At 54.7% G+C, this 17,046-nt stretch carries 21 protein-coding genes and 1 pseudogene; 17 read left to right on the top strand and 5 right to left on the bottom strand.

Annotation, left to right across the window (positions count from 1 at the left end; translation table 11 throughout):
- The 5 genes and pseudogenes from OQE62_RS18590 to OQE62_RS18570 form a co-directional block, all read left to right on the top strand.
- On the top strand, window positions 1-537 hold a 537-nt coding region (locus OQE62_RS18590; protein WP_265723546.1), incomplete at its 5' end, for a hypothetical protein.
- Between the two features lie 628 nt (window positions 538-1,165).
- Window positions 1,166-1,507 carry a YciI family protein gene (locus tag OQE62_RS18585; RefSeq protein WP_265723545.1) on the top strand — a complete coding sequence of 114 codons (342 nt, stop codon included), beginning with the start codon at window positions 1,166-1,168 and terminating at the stop codon, window positions 1,505-1,507.
- Between the two features lie 178 nt (window positions 1,508-1,685).
- Window positions 1,686-2,096, top strand: coding sequence for an SRPBCC family protein (locus OQE62_RS18580; protein ID WP_265723547.1), 411 nt, complete (start codon window positions 1,686-1,688; stop codon window positions 2,094-2,096).
- Window positions 2,093-2,428, top strand: a complete 336-nt coding sequence (locus OQE62_RS18575) for a TfoX/Sxy family protein (RefSeq protein ID WP_265723544.1) — start codon at window positions 2,093-2,095, stop codon at window positions 2,426-2,428. The genes OQE62_RS18580 and OQE62_RS18575 overlap by 4 nt, the downstream gene beginning before the upstream one ends.
- Before the next feature lies 1 nt (window position 2,429).
- Window positions 2,430-2,841, top strand: a pseudogene (locus OQE62_RS18570) (transposase); the annotation flags it as partial.
- 61 nt (window positions 2,842-2,902) lie between these two features.
- Here OQE62_RS18570 and OQE62_RS18565 read toward each other — a convergent pair.
- Window positions 2,903-4,495: an MFS transporter gene (locus tag OQE62_RS18565; RefSeq protein ID WP_265723543.1), complete on the bottom strand. Its 1,593-nt coding sequence runs from the start codon at window positions 4,493-4,495 to the stop codon at window positions 2,903-2,905.
- Between the two features lie 95 nt (window positions 4,496-4,590).
- Between OQE62_RS18565 and OQE62_RS18560 the strand changes: the two genes are divergently transcribed.
- The 5 genes from OQE62_RS18560 (at window position 4,591) to OQE62_RS18540 (ending at window position 8,137) form a co-directional block, all read left to right on the top strand.
- On the top strand, window positions 4,591-5,400 hold the full coding sequence (locus OQE62_RS18560; RefSeq protein ID WP_265723542.1) for a helix-turn-helix transcriptional regulator: 810 nt from the start codon (window positions 4,591-4,593) through the stop codon (window positions 5,398-5,400).
- Window positions 5,401-5,544: 144 nt separating this feature from the next.
- Complete coding sequence (locus tag OQE62_RS18555; RefSeq protein WP_265723541.1) at window positions 5,545-6,171, top strand: class I SAM-dependent methyltransferase; 627 nt, start codon at window positions 5,545-5,547, stop codon at window positions 6,169-6,171.
- 207 nt (window positions 6,172-6,378) lie between these two features.
- The gene (locus OQE62_RS18550) at window positions 6,379-7,020 is read left to right on the top strand and encodes a glutathione S-transferase family protein (RefSeq protein WP_265723540.1); all 642 of its coding nucleotides are present in this window, start codon (window positions 6,379-6,381) and stop codon (window positions 7,018-7,020) included.
- Window positions 7,021-7,061: 41 nt separating this feature from the next.
- Window positions 7,062-7,442, top strand: coding sequence for an antibiotic biosynthesis monooxygenase family protein (locus tag OQE62_RS18545; RefSeq protein WP_265723539.1), 381 nt, complete (start codon window positions 7,062-7,064; stop codon window positions 7,440-7,442).
- A 347-nt stretch (window positions 7,443-7,789) separates the two neighbouring features.
- Window positions 7,790-8,137 (top strand): nuclear transport factor 2-like protein, encoded by a 348-nt coding sequence (locus OQE62_RS18540; RefSeq protein ID WP_265723538.1) that lies wholly within the window; start codon window positions 7,790-7,792, stop codon window positions 8,135-8,137.
- Between the two features lie 98 nt (window positions 8,138-8,235).
- Here the strand turns inward: OQE62_RS18540 and OQE62_RS18535 are convergent, their stop codons facing one another.
- Window positions 8,236-9,006 (bottom strand): NAD(P)H-dependent oxidoreductase, encoded by a 771-nt coding sequence (locus tag OQE62_RS18535; RefSeq protein ID WP_265723537.1) that lies wholly within the window; start codon window positions 9,004-9,006, stop codon window positions 8,236-8,238.
- Between the two features lie 121 nt (window positions 9,007-9,127).
- Between OQE62_RS18535 and OQE62_RS18530 the strand changes: the two genes are divergently transcribed.
- The 3 genes from OQE62_RS18530 to OQE62_RS18520 all read left to right on the top strand — a co-directional run bounded on the left by OQE62_RS18530 (window position 9,128) and on the right by OQE62_RS18520 (window position 11,117).
- Window positions 9,128-10,024 carry a LysR family transcriptional regulator gene (locus OQE62_RS18530; protein WP_265723536.1) on the top strand — a complete coding sequence of 299 codons (897 nt, stop codon included), beginning with the start codon at window positions 9,128-9,130 and terminating at the stop codon, window positions 10,022-10,024.
- Window positions 10,025-10,147: 123 nt separating this feature from the next.
- On the top strand, window positions 10,148-10,600 hold the full coding sequence (locus OQE62_RS18525; RefSeq protein WP_265723535.1) for a hypothetical protein: 453 nt from the start codon (window positions 10,148-10,150) through the stop codon (window positions 10,598-10,600).
- 85 nt (window positions 10,601-10,685) lie between these two features.
- Window positions 10,686-11,117 carry a hypothetical protein gene (locus OQE62_RS18520; RefSeq protein WP_265723534.1) on the top strand — a complete coding sequence of 144 codons (432 nt, stop codon included), beginning with the start codon at window positions 10,686-10,688 and terminating at the stop codon, window positions 11,115-11,117.
- Window positions 11,118-11,190: 73 nt separating this feature from the next.
- Here OQE62_RS18520 and OQE62_RS18515 read toward each other — a convergent pair whose 3' ends face one another.
- Both OQE62_RS18515 and OQE62_RS18510 read right to left on the bottom strand, forming a co-directional pair.
- The gene (locus OQE62_RS18515) at window positions 11,191-11,697 is read right to left on the bottom strand and encodes an SRPBCC family protein (RefSeq protein WP_265723533.1); all 507 of its coding nucleotides are present in this window, start codon (window positions 11,695-11,697) and stop codon (window positions 11,191-11,193) included.
- Window positions 11,687-12,013 (bottom strand): ArsR/SmtB family transcription factor, encoded by a 327-nt coding sequence (locus OQE62_RS18510; protein ID WP_265723532.1) that lies wholly within the window; start codon window positions 12,011-12,013, stop codon window positions 11,687-11,689. Before OQE62_RS18510 ends, OQE62_RS18515 begins: the two co-directional genes overlap by 11 nt.
- Window positions 12,014-12,068: 55 nt before the next feature.
- Here OQE62_RS18510 and OQE62_RS18505 point away from each other — a divergent pair, with 55 nt between their 5' ends.
- The gene (locus OQE62_RS18505; protein WP_265723531.1) at window positions 12,069-12,833 is read left to right on the top strand and encodes an AAA family ATPase; all 765 of its coding nucleotides are present in this window, start codon (window positions 12,069-12,071) and stop codon (window positions 12,831-12,833) included.
- 32 nt (window positions 12,834-12,865) lie between these two features.
- Window positions 12,866-13,093, top strand: coding sequence for a DUF7661 family protein (locus OQE62_RS18500; protein WP_265723530.1), 228 nt, complete (start codon window positions 12,866-12,868; stop codon window positions 13,091-13,093).
- Here OQE62_RS18500 and OQE62_RS18495 read toward each other — a convergent pair.
- The gene (locus OQE62_RS18495; protein WP_265723529.1) at window positions 13,077-14,039 is read right to left on the bottom strand and encodes a LysR substrate-binding domain-containing protein; all 963 of its coding nucleotides are present in this window, start codon (window positions 14,037-14,039) and stop codon (window positions 13,077-13,079) included. The two genes, OQE62_RS18500 and OQE62_RS18495, sit on opposite strands and share 17 nt — an antisense overlap.
- Before the next feature lie 96 nt (window positions 14,040-14,135).
- On the opposite strand from OQE62_RS18495, the gene OQE62_RS18490 reads away from it, so the two are divergent.
- Window positions 14,136-15,086 (top strand): DMT family transporter, encoded by a 951-nt coding sequence (locus OQE62_RS18490; RefSeq protein WP_265723528.1) that lies wholly within the window; start codon window positions 14,136-14,138, stop codon window positions 15,084-15,086.
- Between the two features lie 157 nt (window positions 15,087-15,243).
- Window positions 15,244-15,714 (top strand): DUF6942 family protein, encoded by a 471-nt coding sequence (locus tag OQE62_RS18485; protein WP_265723527.1) that lies wholly within the window; start codon window positions 15,244-15,246, stop codon window positions 15,712-15,714.
- The last annotated feature ends 1,332 nt before the right edge of the window (window positions 15,715-17,046 follow it).

The raw sequence follows: 17,046 nt of genomic DNA, 5'->3' as shown, positions 1-17,046 counted from the left end.
CTGGAAGAGCCGTTTTCGAGAAACAGTTTTTCTACAGCCTCGTTACATTTTTCTGGAGAACCCGTGATAAACCGTATCGAAGAATGGATTGACGATACAAATCAAAAGTACCAATCTCAACGGAGTTCGTGCTCGGTTTTAGAGTCGGCATTCGCTGGTTTTTACCCGTCGCAGTTCCTGCAAGATTCGTATTTTGTGGTCGTAGACGACATCCCAAAACCTAACTTCCCAGAGCTTCGTGAAATGGGCCTTGGTGATTTTATTGACCGCCCCATAAATGGGATAACTTATAAAGATACTTATTATGTAGATAGAAATCAGGCCAACAATCTACAGTTGCACTTTCATGAGCTTGTTCATGTATCTCAATGGGATTTTCTTGGGCCAGCAGACTTCATTAGCCGTTACATAAATGAAATTCAAGTTCATGGCTATGATTCTGCACCATTAGAAAAGATGGCTTACACCCTGGATAATCACTATTTTACTGGTGGCGCTGCCCTAGATGTTCCAAGTTATGTGCAATCAAAAATGTAAAAAAGTGCTGCACTATACGGCCTACTTTATGCGAAACCACTATGAAGCAATGGAATGAAATTAAATCTGAATTCGAAGCAGATGGCTTTCTGCGCGATATCTATGTAGAAGATATAGATCCAGCTGTTTGGAATCTATTTGTAGCGGGAGTAAATCGATCGGAGTAAAAAATTGAGTTTTCTCACGGTGATGACAAAAGGGAGCTTCCCTACAACCTCAAATCAATTAAAGGTTTACAGAAAACTAATCCCACTACCTTGTATATCTGGCTGTCCGAAAATATACAGCTAAACTGTCATTTCTTCATAGAATCAGAAATTGAGTTAGATGTTTCGCCGTATGATGTCCAAAACGAAAATGCGTACAATCATCTGGTATTCTTCCTGGAATGGTTAGCTTCACTCACTGGCGGCGAAGTTAAGCTGACCCATGAAGGTATGCAAGAGCAGGTAATTTTAAGTGTTTCAAGTAAATCGCATAAAAAGCGACTGTGATGTCAAGCAGCCTGTTTGACACCGCAACTCGATAAAATCCACTTCTCATCGTTAACTGAAGATAACTTCATTATATTGCCCGGAAAAACCATATATTTCATTACCAACACTGACCTCATCCGGATGATCGATCAATGACAAAATACCTCATCTCCTTCCCCGCACCGGCAATGGACATCCCCGACCAGGACTACGCCGCTGCCAGCGAAGATTCGCATGCAGTCATACGCGAGGCGAAGAATGCCGGCGTCTACGTGTTCGGCGGTGGTATCAACGCAGATGTCGAACCGCTGATGGTTGCTGCCGATGGCACCACCACCAACGATACCTATCCGCAGACCAAGGAGCTCGATGGCGGTTTCTGCGTACTGGAACTCCCATCACGCGAAGCCGCTATCCAGTGGGCCGCAAAGATCGCCGAAGCCTGCCGCTGTCCGCAGGAGCTTCGTGAATTCCACTATGATCCCGAAAGCTGACCGGCCGGCTCGCAGCCAATGCATACGGCGGGATCTCCTGGAAATGTGCCGACTACGGCAGCATTATCCAGATTGGATATGATCGATGGTGTCGATTCTCATTGCCTCCATTCGATAACTTTCTGAGACAGTATCAGAGTTAATTCGATCAAAATTTAAGCAAAAAATATTGGCTAATATGAAAATTTCAATAGACACAGAAATAGAAGCACCCCTGGACAGGGTTTGGGATGCCTGGGTGACCCCTGAAGATATCACCAAGTGGAACTTTGCAGTTGCAGACTGGTGTTGCCCCAGGGCAGAGATAAACCTTGAAGAAGGCGGCCATTTTAGCTATCGAATGGAAGCCAAGGATGGATCTGTCGGATTCGATTTTGAGGGAAAATTCACCAAGGTCAGCCCCCGAAAAAGTATCCATTTCAAGCTGGAGGACGACAGGGAAGTGAAAGTCGAATTTATGGAAACTGAAAATGGAGTCAGGGTTACAGAGACTTTTGAAGCTGAAGACGAAAACTCAGCAGAGCAGCAGAGGCAGGGCTGGCTCAGCATCCTGGACAATTTTAAAAAGCACGTTGAAAGAAAAAGATGAGTGACGAAGAGGAACTTTTAAACCGCGTCAGGAAAGCATTCGCTCCAGTTCCCAATGTTACAGAGCGACGAATGTTCGGCAGCATGGGCTTCCTCGTCAATGGCAACTTGTGTATTGGATGCCGACCTGAACGTATCATGTGTCGCATCAACCCCGAACTTCATGAAAAGATGACGGCTCAGAACGGTTGTCGCACGGTCGTAATGCGAGGGCACGAGTATCGAGGCTGGGTCTATGTAGATGCCGACTCCGTGCGCACGCAGCGCTCTCTGAGGCGCTGGATCGACCATGCCTTATCGTATGTCGAATCATTGCCGCCAAAAGAGCGCTGATCTCAAGTCCCATAGAATCAAGACATTTAAAATCAGCAACGATCCTCAATTTTCCGAAAGGGTTGTGGATATCGTTGGCTTGTATATGGATCCACCGGACAACGCGATGGTGTTATCGGTTGATGAGAAGACGCAAATACAGGCTCTCGTTGGAAAAACATCCTCGCTTCAATTTTCACTTCACACCCACTAGTGCCTCATGGCTTAACGCTGTGGAGGGCTGGTTTGGGCAATTGGAACGCCGTGCCTGTACAGAGGGTTTATTCACAAGCGTAGAAAATCTACGCGAAGAGATACACCGATACATTAAGGCTCACAACCAGGAAACAGAGAAATCATTCCAGCAGACAAAACGCGCTGAGATCACTATCAATCCCGTCAATCGAACCAAGAAAGTCCATGATGTGAATTAACCAGTCGGGACACCAGGCACTCCAAGGAACGACTTACTTTGGGCGTAACGTTGGGTATCAATCAATCGACGTCACGTGCGCTGCAGTCATGGGCATCGATTCCGATGACTCCGATATACCTCAGAGCGACAGTCGATAGGATGGCCAGGATTATCGCTACAGCCGCGCTTGCCAGGTTTGCGATGCTAAAACCGAAAGTAAACGCAGCTCTGGCCTCTACCAACAAGCCATCCGGCAACTGGTTCGCTATCTCAGATGCCGCCCAAAGGCTGTCACTGACACCTCGCGAAAGTTCGTTGGGCAGGTGGCCCGGAATCTGGTCGGCTATGCGGTAATGATAGAGGGCTGTGGTGAGGCTCCCGAGTATCGCAACGCCCATAGCGATGCCAAGTTCCTGAACCATCTCGGACATCGCAGAAGCCGAGCCAGCTTTTGGTGCCGGCGCTGCACTGACTACGAGATCAGTCCCCAGCGCGGCGATAGTCCCCAGGCCAAGATAGACCAATGAAAAACCTGCAACGAGTAAAGTGATGCCGCCTGAGCTGTCTAGTTGTGCGAGCAGAAAATAACCTGTCGCTGAGAGCGCCAAGGCACCCGCCACAACGAAGCTCGGACGGATACGGCGCGAGATCAGCGGCGATGCGATACCCCCCACGAGCATCGCCAATGCTGGCGGCCCCATGAAAAGCCCTGCTGCCAGAGGCGATAACCCCGCTACCAATTGCAGGTATTGGGTAACCAGCAACATTGCCCCGCCGACGCCAACGAGTCCAAATAGCAGAATTAACAGCGCGGCGCTGAATGCCCTATTTGTAAACAATCGCATATCCAAAAGTGGATTCGCGAGGCATCGCTGGCGGTGGACAAACCACACAGCAAAGACCATCCCGGCCACCAGCGCGGCGATTGGTTCAGTGCCGAGACCATCCTTGGCACTTTCCTTTAGCCCGTATATTGCGGGGAGAGTGGCGGCGAGAGAGAGTACGACGCTGAACAGATCAAGCTGACCGCTCTGTGGTGCACGATATTCCGGTAACAGTACCGGCGCGGCTACTAGCAGGATAGCGACGACCGGCACCGCCACCAGGAATGCTGAGCCCCACCAGAAATGCTCCAGCAGTACTCCGCCGACCACCGGCCCAGCGGCCATGCCCAGCGCAAACATCGTTGCCCAAACACCGATTGCCAGCGCCCGCTGTCGGGCATCGGCGAACATGTTGCTGATGAGGGCGAGCGTGGATGGCATGAGGGTGGCGCCGGCGACCCCCAATGCCGCACGCGCGGCAATCAGCATCGCAGCACTGGTGGAATAGGCGGCCAGCACCGAAGCTGCACCAAAGGCGACAGCGCCGATCATCAGTAGTCGCCGGCGACCAACGCGATCGCCCAACGTGCCCATGGTGATCAGGAATCCGGCGATCATGAATCCGTAGGCGTCCATGATCCAGAGCGCCTGTGTACTGCTGGGCTGCAGATCCGACGCCAGCGCGGGAAGCGCAAGGTACATCAGGGTGACATCGAGGCCGAGCAGTATGGTGGGCAGTGCCAGAACTGCCAGGCCGGCCCATTCTCTGGCACCGGCGAGCGGCTTGGGGACGCGAGTGACAGAAGTCGTCGCGTGATCAGCGGTTAACGGGTCGCTGGTGGTGTTCATATCGCCTCCTCCTCGAGACTGGAAGCGATATTCTCGAATGAGCATTATGCTAGTACAATATAGCTGCTTATCCTATTATTATTGGTAATGGTCTGATGGCTGGCACACTTGAACGCAAGCGCAACGATCTCTCGCAGTTCCTGCTCCAACACAGGCACAAACTCCAACCCGCCGATGTTGGTTTGCCTGCTACAAGACGTCGACGGACACCGGGACTCAGGCGTGAAGAAGTGGCTGCCCTGGCAGGGGTGGGCTTAACCTGGTACACGTGGTTCGAACAGGGGCGCGATATCGGCGTTTCAGAAGCGTTTCTGCTCAACGTTGCAAAGGCGCTCAAGCTCGATGATGCCGAGTGCTGCCACCTATTCCTGCTAGCGCATCAAAGGCCACCACCGCCGGAAGCCCATCAGTGGGCGTCGGTGACACCATTGATTCAGCAACTTATGGACGACCTGCAACTGCGACCGGCGTATGTCAAGAATTTACGGTGGGATATCATTGCCTGGAACGAGGCGGCTAATACGCTTTTTGATTTTGCCGGCCGCAAGCGCGAGGACAGGAACTTCATGCGCATGGTCTTCGCAGATCCAACTCTGCGAAGACACCTGCCGATATGGCGCGAGGATGCACGGCGGCTGCTGGCGAGCTTCCGTCGCGATCTGGCGATCGCTCCGCAGGACCCCGCCATGCTTGCGCTTATCGATGAATTGAAAAGCCTTTCGCCGGACTTCCGAAGATGGTGGGAGGAGCCGGATACTGGCAACCCCAGCCGAGGGCTCTGTACAATCGCCGACTCAGGCTTGTCTCACTTGAATTTTCAACACGAGATGCTGACAGTGGATGAGCACCGGCATCTCAGGATGATCGTTTACTTTGAGAGAGACCGCCCTTCAAACCCAAAGTAAACAGACACATCAGAGAACACCCTGCCGGCCAGCCCAGTGACTATTATTGGTTGGATAAATCGCGTGAGGCCACAGGGCGGCTTAATATATCAAATTACCGTCCTCTCACGAAAATTATACTTATCATCCGGACCATAAGCGACTATGAACCCAGAAGAAACCGGAAAAGCGTACGATCAGATCACGCATCTATGGGACCGTAAAGCCTTCAATAGAAAAGATGGAATTGATCAGCATAAACGGGCAATAGCATTTTCAGAGAATAAAGGCAAAGCACTTGATGTTGGCTGTGGCTGTACTGGACGATTTATCGACCTTCTCCAAAGTGAAGGTTTTTCGCCGGAGGGCATCGATATTTCCGAGAGGATGATACATTTATCCAAAGCTTGTCATCCCGAAGTGACTTTCCATCACCAAGATATATGCGAGTGGGAAATTCAGGGAGAATATGACTTCATCACAGCATGGGATAGTATTTGGCATGTCCCCCTGGATCAGCAAGAGAGAGTGCTACAAAAACTGATTTCCAGCCTGAACCCAGGTGGAGTTTTAATATTCTCTTTCGGTGGTACATACAAACAGGACGAGCATAAAAATGATCATATGGGGCCAGAGTTGTATTACTCAACCTTGGGCACAAATGGCTTTGTTAAACTGCTCATTGGATTAGGCTGTATTTTAAGGCACCTTGAGTATGATCAGTACCCGGAGCTACACACCTACTTGATCGTACAGAAACCCCGCTATTGGGCCGTGCGTAAAGTTGTGTAACAAAGGAGCACAGCCAAAACGTCCAGATCAAGGCGAGAAAGCGCTGGAATAGTGGTTCTATTTCGAGCTTTCTCAACGCAGATCTGGGCGATTTGGCGCAGCGAACTGTTACACAACTTTGCGCACGGCCCACTAGGTACAGTAAAGATCTACCTACGCTTCGGCTCCCCAGAGAACGACATTGAACTTTAACAAGGAACTTGGAAAATGACTGACCTGACCCTCACCACCTTTGATTGGGTTCCCGAGATACCGCGGGGCTATGTGCGCGACATACGAGTGCGCTGGGCACTGGAAGAGGCCGGGCTGCCCTATCGCGTGAATGCAGTGCCATTTGGCGATCGGGGTGCCGAACATTTCTCGCATCAGCCCTTCGGACAGGTTCCCTGGTTGACCGATGGCGATATTTCAATCTTCGAGAGCGGCGCAATCCTGCTCCACCTGGGGAAACGCAGCGATGGTACGCTGCTTCCCACCGACCCACGCCGCCGCAGTGAGACTATCGAATGGCTGTTCGCGGCGCTCAACTCGGTCGAGATGGCGAGCCTGCCCTGGTCCCTGTTCATGTTCTCCGGTGATACGGAAGATACGCCGGGGCGGAAAAGCCTGGACAAATTCCTAGAGTCTCGCCTTCAGCACCTGGACTCGGTTTTGACGGATCGCGACTGGCTGGCCGGCAGCTTCTCCGTTGCCGATATACTGATGGCGGATGTGCTGCGCCTTGTCGATCGGTTCGACGGACTGGCAGAATATCCGGCCTGCCGGGACTATGTCTCGCGCGCGACCGCTCGCCCGGCCTTCGAGAAGGCACTCGCGGACCAGATGGCGCACTTCGCTGCAGCAGACTGAACAGCCCTGGGGCCCGCTTTCGCCGCAAGCCGAACCATTCGATGAAAGCGATTTTCCGTCAGGAAAGATCTTTGGAGATAACTATCAAGCGCCAGGAGAAATCCATGCCAGAAATTGCAGATACTCCGGAACCACCCTATTACGCGGTTATTTTCAGCAGTCACCTTGCGGAAGGCGGTCACGGTTATGGGGAGATGGCTAATCGCATGGTAGAGCTGGCTGAGCAACAACCCGGGTTCCTGGGGATCGAGTCTGTCAGGGAGAGCCTGGGCATCACCGTCTCCTACTGGGACAGTCTCGAAGCCATAAAGCGCTGGAAAAGCAATGCCGAACACCAGGAAGCCCAGAGGCTTGGGCGCCAGCAGTGGTATTCCGGTTTTCGAGTCCGGATCGCGAAGGTTGAGCGTGATTACGGTATTTGAAAAGTCGATTTCCACCTGCCGGGAGAGTTTCTTCCCACGTTTCCCTGGCAGGATCTTAAAATCTTACGGTTTGAGGACCTACAGATGTCTGGAAATAGCGCTATACCATGCTCTCGGGCGGCTACCGGTGCCAGAGGCTTCCCGCAGACTTTACTGACGAGGCTGATTTTCTTCCAGTGCTTCTCAGCGGCCAGGCCTTATCGTATGTCGAATCATTGCCTCCAAAAGAGCGCTGATAGCAACCTGCCAGCCGGATTTTCCCCATCGTATAGCGGAGGACATGATCATGTATAACCGAAGTTGCCATTGTGGTCGCATTACATTTGAAGCCGAGTGGAGACATACGCATGACACAGGTAAAACGCAGTTCGGATTGCGGTAACTCGCCCAAGAGCAGGATGGTGGAGGATATCGCTGTCGCGCTGGAAACCCGGGACACAGATTTCCTTTTGAAGATCCTGGATCCTGATTCGGTATGGAATCATAGTGGCGGCACCATCACTACCGCCGAAGCCACTCTTGACCAGGTTGGCCGTCTGGATATACCGGCGGAAGTGGCCGTTGACCGTGTAATGTCCCATGGAAAGGTCGGTGCCGTAAACGGAACCAGCGGCGAGCAACGATTCTGCCATGTTATCGAGTTCACCTCAGTCAAATGCAATCGGGTTCGCCGTATCGAATCCTATTGTGGCTGAGGCTTTTGGCCGACAGCGAGCACTCGAACCGGACAGGCTGCACCTCCACACGATGCAGCACATCGTCCACAGAACGGCTCAGCCACCCCGGGGCAACATCAATCGTCGATATGAACGGCCAACCCCGTCTGCCCTTCCGCGATATGATCGGCGAGGATATTCTGCCGGTACTGCCCGCTGTTCTGGCGTCGGAAGGGAATGGGCGGCTCGTCGAATATATGTTCGAGACGCTCACACCAGGCTGCCAGTTCCTTATCTGCTGCAGCTTCTGGCAGGTTGCCGGTTCCATAGACGGCATGGGTCGGCAACACTTCCATACCGGGAAAGAACAACGCACCGTGGGTGATGGGGAACAACAACTCCTCCAGTGGGCCGTTGATGCCACGGGGCGAGTAGTCAGTCGCCGGGCCTCCCACCATTACCGACAACAGGGCGCGCTTGCCTTTGAGGATGCCGTCTCCATAGCGGTATCGATTGCCCTCGCCTTTGTATCCGTACGCGAAGCCGTAGGCATACACCCGATCTATCCAGCCCTTCAGAATGGCCGGCATACCAAACCACCAGAGGGGAAACTGCAATATGACGGCATCGGCCGCGAGCAGTTTGCGCTGCTCCGCAGCGACATCTCCGGTTTGCTGGTTGGTGGTGTAGGCGTGCCCCGACTCCTCGATATACGCTAACCGCTTGCGATTTACCCGGCTGGGGAAGTCCCGTTCATCAAAGATGGCTTTCCAGCCCATACCATACAGGTCGCTCTGCAATACGGTATGGCCCTGCCCCGCGAGCGCCTGTTCCGTTGCGGCAACAAACTGGCGGGTCAATGATGTGGGTTCGGGGTGTGCATACACTATCAGTACGGTCCTGGACATAATTTCATCCTATTACAGGGCTGTTTGGTGGGATTCTTCAGGTGCGATGGATACGACTGGTAGTGTGTCGCGGAACGAGCTATCAGTGAAATCAGTTGTTTTATGCCCTACTATCCAGCGAATGGATACCAAGCGACTCGATCTCAATCTGCTGGCGACACTGGAGGCCCTGCTGGAGGAGCGGAATGTCACCAGGGCCGCTGCGCGCCTGCACCTCAGCCAGCCCGCCGTCAGCGCCCAGCTGAACCGGTTACGGGACATGTTCAATGATCCGCTGCTGGTCCCGGCCCAACGTGGAATGACACCGACCGCCATGGCGTTGCAGCTGCTGACGCCATTGCGCCAGGCATTGGACCAGGTGCGGGACACGGTGGTAACGCATCGGCACTTTGACCCGGCGCAGGCGGAGCTGACTGTCACCATTGCCTGCACCGACTATCTCCAGAGCGTTATCGGCCTGTCACTTATTCAGAAGCTGAGACAGCAGGCACCCGGTATCAGGCTAGCCATACGCAACCTGGAACCGCCCAGGCTGGAAACCCAGATGGTGCGCGGCGAGGTGGATCTTGCGCTGATGACACCGGCTGAGGCTCCCCCTACCCTGCGCACCCGGCACCTGTATGACGAACACTATGTGCTGGTCGGCCGGCAGGGTCACCCGCAGCTGGGCGATAACATGTCACTCGAGGAATATGCCCGGCTGGAGCATGTAGTGGTCTCACTCAGCGGCGGCAACTTTTCGACTCCGGTGGATCAGGCTCTCCAGGCGCTGGGCCATACGCGCAATGTGGTGCTATCGGTCGCGTCGTTTTTATTTATCCCGGAAATTGTTGCACAATCGCACCTGGTGGCGCTGGTGCCATGGCGCCTGGTTGCCGGACGTACCGACCTCAAGCTGGTCAAGGCGCCCACCGTTTCCAGAGGATTCTCGGTGGGTATGGTGTGGCACGAGCGCAACCATGGGCACAGTGCACATCGCTGGGTTCGCGAGCAGGTGGGGAGTTGCCTGGTGGGCTGAGTTTCTTTCCGCCTCTACACCCTCTCATTGAGTGGTCTGCGCCTGGCTGCCAACATCGAGTCAATTGTCCCGACCAGCCAATAAACGAAATATTTTGAACAGAATCAATTTCAGGAGAAAGCCGTGAAAGAGTACACGCATGTCTGCATTGACAAGAACAACCTTGGGCTCGATGTACTGAGGGCAGATATTGCCGCGAACGGAATCCAGACAGCCGAACAACGAGGTTTTCAACTTGCCCCTGGGTCGGTACGCCTGGAGCATCACCTGCATGTCTTTCTATGGGACGACAGCACCACGGGAATCAAAGGACGGATGGGAATCGAATCTGCCGGAAATTGCTTTCTGGTTCGCATCAGGTGGAATCATTTGACCGAATCCGGAGCCTTTCTCAGCGGAACACTGGGAGGTGATAACGGACACGTGGGTCCCCCAAAAGGCAAGTCCACCAATGGAGCCTGGGCATTCAAGGGCTCCATACCTGCCAACAACTGCTATGTGGAAGGATTTCATTCGGCGGCGACCAATGGATTCGAAACCTGGCGATCTGGAAAAGGGTGGAGTGGGCTAGGATAAACGAGTTGCTTCAAAGACCCCACGGCCAGGTAAAAATATCACGTGAAAAAATAACCTGAAGTACTGTAACCCTGGAGAATAAAAAATGAAGAAGTACACCCTGACCGCATGCGCCCTACTGCTTTCCGGTTGCGTAAGCGTTCCTTCCAGCGTTGTCTACAACGACAAAACAGTTGGCACTTACAGCACAGCAGCAGGATGCAATACGCTGCACCTGGAACAGGACTGCTCCCAAATGAAAGGAGCCACAAGGGATATCAGAATCAACGCCATAGACCTGAGAATAGCGGGTAGCCAGGATGGAAGAACGGTGTTCGTCATGTCCCAGCCAAAGTTCCTGCCCGACGAAGAGGCGTTGAAAGCAGGTTCCAAGGCTATTGAAGATCTCCTGAAGAACAGCGATCTCGATATTCTTAACACCAGGGTCATGTATGGTAGCGGTAGAGTTTTCGGTGTTCACTATACATTGAGCGGGGATGGCTATAGCCAACTGAAGCAGTTATCGGTAACAGAGTAGCTGTGCCCCCGTCAACAGGTGATTGCTCATTGCTGAAGTAGCTCCATAAGGAGCTACTTTATCGCACGGTTGCTCACTGCTTCTGGAGAGTCAGGAGGAGCTCATCCAGGCGCTCGAGAGTGGAGGTCAATCCCTCCTCCATTCCCATCTTGATCACACTTTCCAGGTCTTCCAACGTATTGTAGGCAACCAGGGTTTCCACGAAAGCGTGATCTTCTGCCTCAGTGAAGGTTACATCCCACCTCGCCCTGGGCAGTTCCGGATTCAACCTTCCGGAGTCATCGCAGAATCCATCAAGGGCTGTATAATTCTCGATTGGTTGGATGGTTATATAATCCATGATACCCCAATACTCATTGCCATCCGGATCAACCATGGCGTAGTGCCAGTGGCCGCCCTCCCTGAAATCCATGGATTTTGTTTTGGTCTTCAGTGGTTTGGGGGCAAACCACCGGTCGAGGAGTTCACTCTTTGTATAGCAGTCCCACACCAGTTCACGCTTTGCCGCGAACTCTCTTCTGATCGTGATGGTGTTTTTTTGCTTATCTACAAGAAAGTCGAATTGAAGATCAGTTGTCATCGTTCTCTCCATTGAGGTCGGCCAAAAGATTGTCGAGATTTTCGTAGCGGTCTTGCCACAGTTTTCGGAACTGCTCCAGCCAGATGTCAATTTCCTGCATTTTCTCCAGCCTGAGCTGGTAGTAGATTTCCCGGCCGGTCTTCATTTGCTCCACCAGGCCGCACTCGTTGAGTATCCGGACGTGCTTTGAGGTCGCCTGCCGCGAGATCTCGAAATGCTCCGCGATCGCATTGGGTGTCATCGCCTGTGAGGCGATCAACACCATAATGGCCCTTCGTGTCGGGTCTGCTATTGCCTGGAAGATGTCTCGTTTCATTGCCCTGCACTTAATGCGCAACTGATTGGTTGCAAATATATACGCAACCAGACCATTGCGCAAGTACCTCGGGTACCTTCGCGGCCCGCTTCCAGTTACACACACAGATGAGAAGCAGGGCTATTGCCGACTGATCTACACACGACCAGCTGATTTCAAAGGGATACTTATCTTCCAGCTGAGTCCCGGAACTGTGGCATCAGGAACAAAACCCGCCAACCAGAGGTATGATATCTGGCAGCGGATCTCGTATACGGTATCAACCATGAATTCAAAATACGTACTGACCGGCGGCCCCGGCGCGGGAAAAACAACGCTTCTGAACCGTCTTGCGGCCCGGGGCTATCGTGTCGTGCCGGAATCGGCACGGCAGATAATCCGGGCGAGGCTATCCCTGGAACTCCCTCCCCGCCCGGAGCCCACCAGTTTTGCAAACGAGATACTCAGAAAAGATATTGCACAATACCGGCGATACAACGCAGGGGGCGATGGACCGGTCTTCTACGATCGCGGGGTGCTGGATGCCCTGTATATGCTTGATGCGACCCCTGCATTGTCTCGCACCTCAATCTCCAGTTACGTCGGGGAATTTGACTACAACAGGCTGGTATTTCTGCTTCCACCGTGGAGAGATATCTACTGTACAGACTCTGAACGGGACCAGACTTTCGAGGAAGCGTCAACGGTTTTCGAAGGTATGAAGCGATGGTATACACTCTGGGGATACCGGGCTGTCGAGGTGCCGCGCATTGATGTTGGACGTCGCTGCGACTTCATTCTGGACGCAGTGAAACAGGCCTCCGGCGGGCTTCAGCGCTAAGTCCCGGGTATTGATCCGCCCTGAAAAAGAAGATGAAATCCTTCAAATACGACATTTTCGGCCGCGAAGTACTGATAGAAAAGACAGAAAATGGCTGGCGCACCTTCTACACAGGCCCGGAGGAAAAGCGCCGGAATGCCGGCATTTTCGTACCGCCGGATATTCCGGAAGATGAATTGACCCGCTTTCTGTCAGACCTGTGCCACGAGTGGGCATCAGAGCGGCACCCCGGTGTAGTGCGCCTCAGCAGTCGCCTGTAGGCCGCAGATTTCCTTCCCAATCTGTCCGAAAGCCCGCAGCTTCCTCGATCAGCCAGTCCACAAACCGTTCCACCGCCGCTGGCGCTTCACCGGATGCCGGCAGGATCAGGTCGTAGGTGAAAGGCGATTCCAACACGTAGCGCGGGCCGAAGGGTTGCGTCAGTACGCCGGTGGCGAGGCGATCGGCCACCACCGGATAAGTGGCCAGCATGATGCCGCGACCGGCGATGGCCTGGTCGAGGGCCAGGCTGTACAGGGAATGCTGGCGCTGTGTCATTGCGCGAGTGTCCGTTACACCGGCGGCTGCGAACCATTCCTTCCAGCCGGGGAGTTCGCGGCTCTGTTGAGAGCTCCACTCAACGGTAAGGAGGTGGTGGTCGAGCAGGTCCGCCGGTTTGCGGATCGACGCCTGTGCCAGCAGGCCCGGGGCACAGACCGGGACCAGTTGGTCCTCGAACAGGGTTACACTGCGCACCCCACGCCAGGGGCCGCGGCCATAGCGCAGCGACAACCTCGCACTGCCCTCGTTCCAAACCGGCGGGGTCAACTTCTGGTCCGCATCCAGGGCAATCTCTATATCGTTCTCCCGCTTCTCGAAGGCATTCAGGCGCGGCAGCAGCCATAGCTGCATAAACGACGGCGGCGCGCTGATCACCAGCGTGGCGGTCTCGCGCGGGCGCTCGGCAACCAGTTGCACGCCGCTGGCGATCCGGGCCAGGCCGGCGTCCACGTCTTCGGCCAGCAGTCGCCCGGCCCGATTGACGCTGACGCCGTTCGCATGGCGTTCGAACAGCGTTACCCCTAGCCGCTCCTCCAACTGCCTGATCTGGCGGCTGACAGCGCCCGGCGTCACACCCAGGCGGTGGGCGGCGGCCTTGAAGCTTCCGCTGCGGGCCGCCTCAGAGAAGGCGCGCAGGGCATTGAGCGGCAGTCTCTCGATCTTCATGAGTTGAGTTTTCCTGAGCCTAGGGCTGCAGATTAATCGGTTGTTGGGCAGCCGGGCAAGTGCTTGAATGCCCTGCCCTGACTTAAGGAGAGCACCTTGAATTCTTCCAGATCCGCTATATCCCGACCCAACCCCACAGTGACCCCAGCTCACAGCCGCAAACCGGTCGACGCCATGGCCGGCCTGCTGATGACACTGTTCTGCCTGGCGCTGGGCCTGCAACAGGTGGCGATCAAGGCGGTGGCCGCAGATGTCCCGCCGCTGGCACAGATAGCACTGCGCTCGGTGATGGCCTTCGGGTTGGTGGGTGCGCTGGTGTACTGGCGCGGTATCCCCCTGCACGACCTGCGCGCAAAGCTGGGGGCGGGATTCCTGGTCGGGCTGGGATTTACCTTCGAATTCCTGTTTGTCGCCTGGGGGTTGAATTACACCCTGGCCTCACATATATCGGTGTTTCTCTATACGGCGCCGGTATTCGCCGCGCTGGGGCTGCATTTCCTGGTGCCCGGCGAACAACTGGCGCGCCGCCAGTGGTGGGGCATCGGCATGGCCTTCCTGGGCATGGTGTTTGCGATGGCGCCGACAACCAGTATCGAGGACGCCGGCGATATCCTGTTCGGCGACCTGCTGGGCCTGCTGGCCGGCCTGTCCTGGGCTGCCAGCACGCTGGTGCTCCGCTGCACTTCCCTTTCCGAGGCGCCCGCCGAGCAGACCGTGCTCTACCAGCTGGGAACCGCCGCACTGTTGCTGCTGCCGGCGGGATGGCTGCTGGGTGACCTGGCATCGATCCATTTCTCCACCACGGCCGTTGCCAGCCTGGCTTTCCAGACCCTGGTGATCTCCTTCGGCGCCCTGCTGCTGTGGTTCGCCCTGCTGCGGCGCTACTGGGCCTCGCAGCTCGGTGTCTTCTCCTTCCTGTCGCCGGTACTCGGGGTGCTGTTCGGGGCGCTACTGCTGAACGAACCGCTGACGGCGAACTTTGTACTCGGAGGGGGAATCATCCTGTTCGGTATTCTCCTGGTAACGCGTCCGCAGAGAACACGTTGAAAATCGCTACAGTAGAATGCGCTTCACGATGGGAGGACTGAAGCTTATGTGCATACGTCGCGATACGGATAACCAGCTCCCGGATTGCGACGGCACTGCAACCTCGGCAAAATAAAAGTCTGAGTATCCCGCCCCCTACCAGAAAGTATCCAACGCCATGCCCGAACCCGACTACCTCGGCAGCCGCCGTCCGCGACTGGTTCTCTACCTGCCCCACCGGCCGAAGGGCTTGGCGCAACTGGTTCATGCGCCCGACGCCCGGGCGCTGGTCGCCGCCAACTCCAACCACTGGCGCAAGATCGTCACGCTGCTGGCCAAGATCGCGTGCCCTGACGCAGACGGCTGGCGACGATTCAGGGATGGGGATCTGTTCCGGTACACGGGGCTCTGCTTTGCCCCCGCACTGGTAAATACCGGGTCCTGGCACTGGATTGGCGGCAAGGACAATCTGCAGCGTTTTACCGCCCTGCTCCACAACGCCCGGCCACTGGCCAACAGCCCGGATGTCTCCATCGACCCGGACCGGCGCCTGCTGCTGACGCCCTACCCGGACTACCGGCAACTCAGCAACGCACTGGTAAGCCGTATCCGCAGCTCGCTGGCCAGCCATGGTTTTTACAACGATTGAATCCGGCTCCATTCGATCCGGACCGGAAAATCGGTAGAACGCGCCGGGCGCTCCAGGCCGGCGATTTCCACCGGATTTGATCGCTGTACCATGACACAGCCCTACTTTCCCGGCTGCCCGCCGGCGCCAGCCCGCTGGAGCGCTACAGATCAACCACGACCAGTTGCTGGCGGGGCCCCGGGCCGAAGTACAGGCCTTCCTGGATATCGTCGCGCCGCTCGAGGATGTGCTGGGCCCGTTCCTGCTACAGCCACCGGCGCGTTCGGGCCCGAGTACCTGGACAACCTGTGGCGACTTGTCGACGCCCTGCCCGCGCCGCTGACCTGCACCGTCGAGGTTCGGCATATGGCGTTACTCTTTAACCCTCCCGATAGATCATAAATCACCCAACACCCGAAAATGACCAGACAGGGCCGGACATTTCGGCCCCTGCGACCGATATTTCCGGGGCATTTCAGGGAAAGTCAAAAAATGCCCAAATATCAGCACCTTTGGTAATAGGACAAAAAACGGGATATGAGTCGTCGCGACCGATTATCAGAAATAATACGATGGTTCCAATCTCGCGGAAAGCTTGACGAGACGGGGGATTGCCGACATTCTGTCGTTCATTTCAGCATTGGATATCATTCAAGGTGATATCGATCGTGGGGACCACGATATAACTGTTAGCGTCCGAATAGATGGACTGGAGATTGAATGTACTTTTTGTTGGCTGCTTCTTTACTTATGATTAGTGCATCCATCTATTATCTGTGTCTGAAGAGACTGCGTGCGCTCGTTGAGTACACTAAGTCCAAAAAACTTCACTTGGGGAGTGAAGGCCCTATGAATGAATATTTTTTGGCCGCAAACCCAAAGTTTATGATTAGCTTGCTCAAGCACTCAGTGCAATCTAGTAATGATGAGATACAGCTTCAACTTTTATCAGAGGCAAGAAGAAAGTACATTCAATCTTTAACCGTTGGCTTGTTGGCTTCATTGCCATTTTTGGCGCACGTGCTGTCAACACGCTAACCAGGCGCTGCTGGGGACGGCTTACTCTGTGCACCTTTTGCGCGGTCGCTGCACTCCCATTTTAGCGCAAAAGGTGCCCAGAGCAAGCCGCCCCAGAGCGCAACGTTATTTGCGACGTGAAGTCGTATAAATTTCTGTTACACACTCTGAAAAATCACAGGAGGTCATTTCTCAGAACGATGTAACCCGATGTTCTGCCATCGGTTTCCTACCGGCACATGCGTGGGGAGCAATCTCCGGGTGTGAAGCTGCCGGGACAATGTAACCTGCGGGCTCTGCCCGGGAGAGAATAACCGCGAGGCATTCTCAACTCTG

The organism is Microbulbifer halophilus, from assembly GCF_026183675.1.
GTDB lineage: Bacteria > Pseudomonadota > Gammaproteobacteria > Pseudomonadales > Cellvibrionaceae > Microbulbifer > Microbulbifer halophilus.
This window is presented reverse-complemented; position numbering and strand designations above follow the sequence as displayed.

Coding starts and splice junctions, on each gene's coding strand:
- OQE62_RS18585 (WP_265723545.1), top strand. CDS start 1,166: ATGACAAAATACCTCATCTCCTTCCCCGCACCGGCAATGGACATCCCC.
- OQE62_RS18580 (WP_265723547.1), top strand. CDS start 1,686: ATGAAAATTTCAATAGACACAGAAATAGAAGCACCCCTGGACAGGGTT.
- OQE62_RS18575 (WP_265723544.1), top strand. CDS start 2,093: ATGAGTGACGAAGAGGAACTTTTAAACCGCGTCAGGAAAGCATTCGCT.
- OQE62_RS18565 (WP_265723543.1), bottom strand. CDS start 4,495: ATGAACACCACCAGCGACCCGTTAACCGCTGATCACGCGACGACTTCT.
- OQE62_RS18560 (WP_265723542.1), top strand. CDS start 4,591: ATGGCTGGCACACTTGAACGCAAGCGCAACGATCTCTCGCAGTTCCTG.
- OQE62_RS18555 (WP_265723541.1), top strand. CDS start 5,545: ATGAACCCAGAAGAAACCGGAAAAGCGTACGATCAGATCACGCATCTA.
- OQE62_RS18550 (WP_265723540.1), top strand. CDS start 6,379: ATGACTGACCTGACCCTCACCACCTTTGATTGGGTTCCCGAGATACCG.
- OQE62_RS18545 (WP_265723539.1), top strand. CDS start 7,062: ATGAAAGCGATTTTCCGTCAGGAAAGATCTTTGGAGATAACTATCAAG.
- OQE62_RS18540 (WP_265723538.1), top strand. CDS start 7,790: ATGACACAGGTAAAACGCAGTTCGGATTGCGGTAACTCGCCCAAGAGC.
- OQE62_RS18535 (WP_265723537.1), bottom strand. CDS start 9,006: ATGTCCAGGACCGTACTGATAGTGTATGCACACCCCGAACCCACATCA.
- OQE62_RS18530 (WP_265723536.1), top strand. CDS start 9,128: ATGGATACCAAGCGACTCGATCTCAATCTGCTGGCGACACTGGAGGCC.
- OQE62_RS18520 (WP_265723534.1), top strand. CDS start 10,686: ATGAAGAAGTACACCCTGACCGCATGCGCCCTACTGCTTTCCGGTTGC.
- OQE62_RS18515 (WP_265723533.1), bottom strand. CDS start 11,697: ATGACAACTGATCTTCAATTCGACTTTCTTGTAGATAAGCAAAAAAAC.
- OQE62_RS18510 (WP_265723532.1), bottom strand. CDS start 12,013: ATGAAACGAGACATCTTCCAGGCAATAGCAGACCCGACACGAAGGGCC.
- OQE62_RS18500 (WP_265723530.1), top strand. CDS start 12,866: ATGAAATCCTTCAAATACGACATTTTCGGCCGCGAAGTACTGATAGAA.
- OQE62_RS18495 (WP_265723529.1), bottom strand. CDS start 14,039: ATGAAGATCGAGAGACTGCCGCTCAATGCCCTGCGCGCCTTCTCTGAG.
- OQE62_RS18485 (WP_265723527.1), top strand. CDS start 15,244: ATGCCCGAACCCGACTACCTCGGCAGCCGCCGTCCGCGACTGGTTCTC.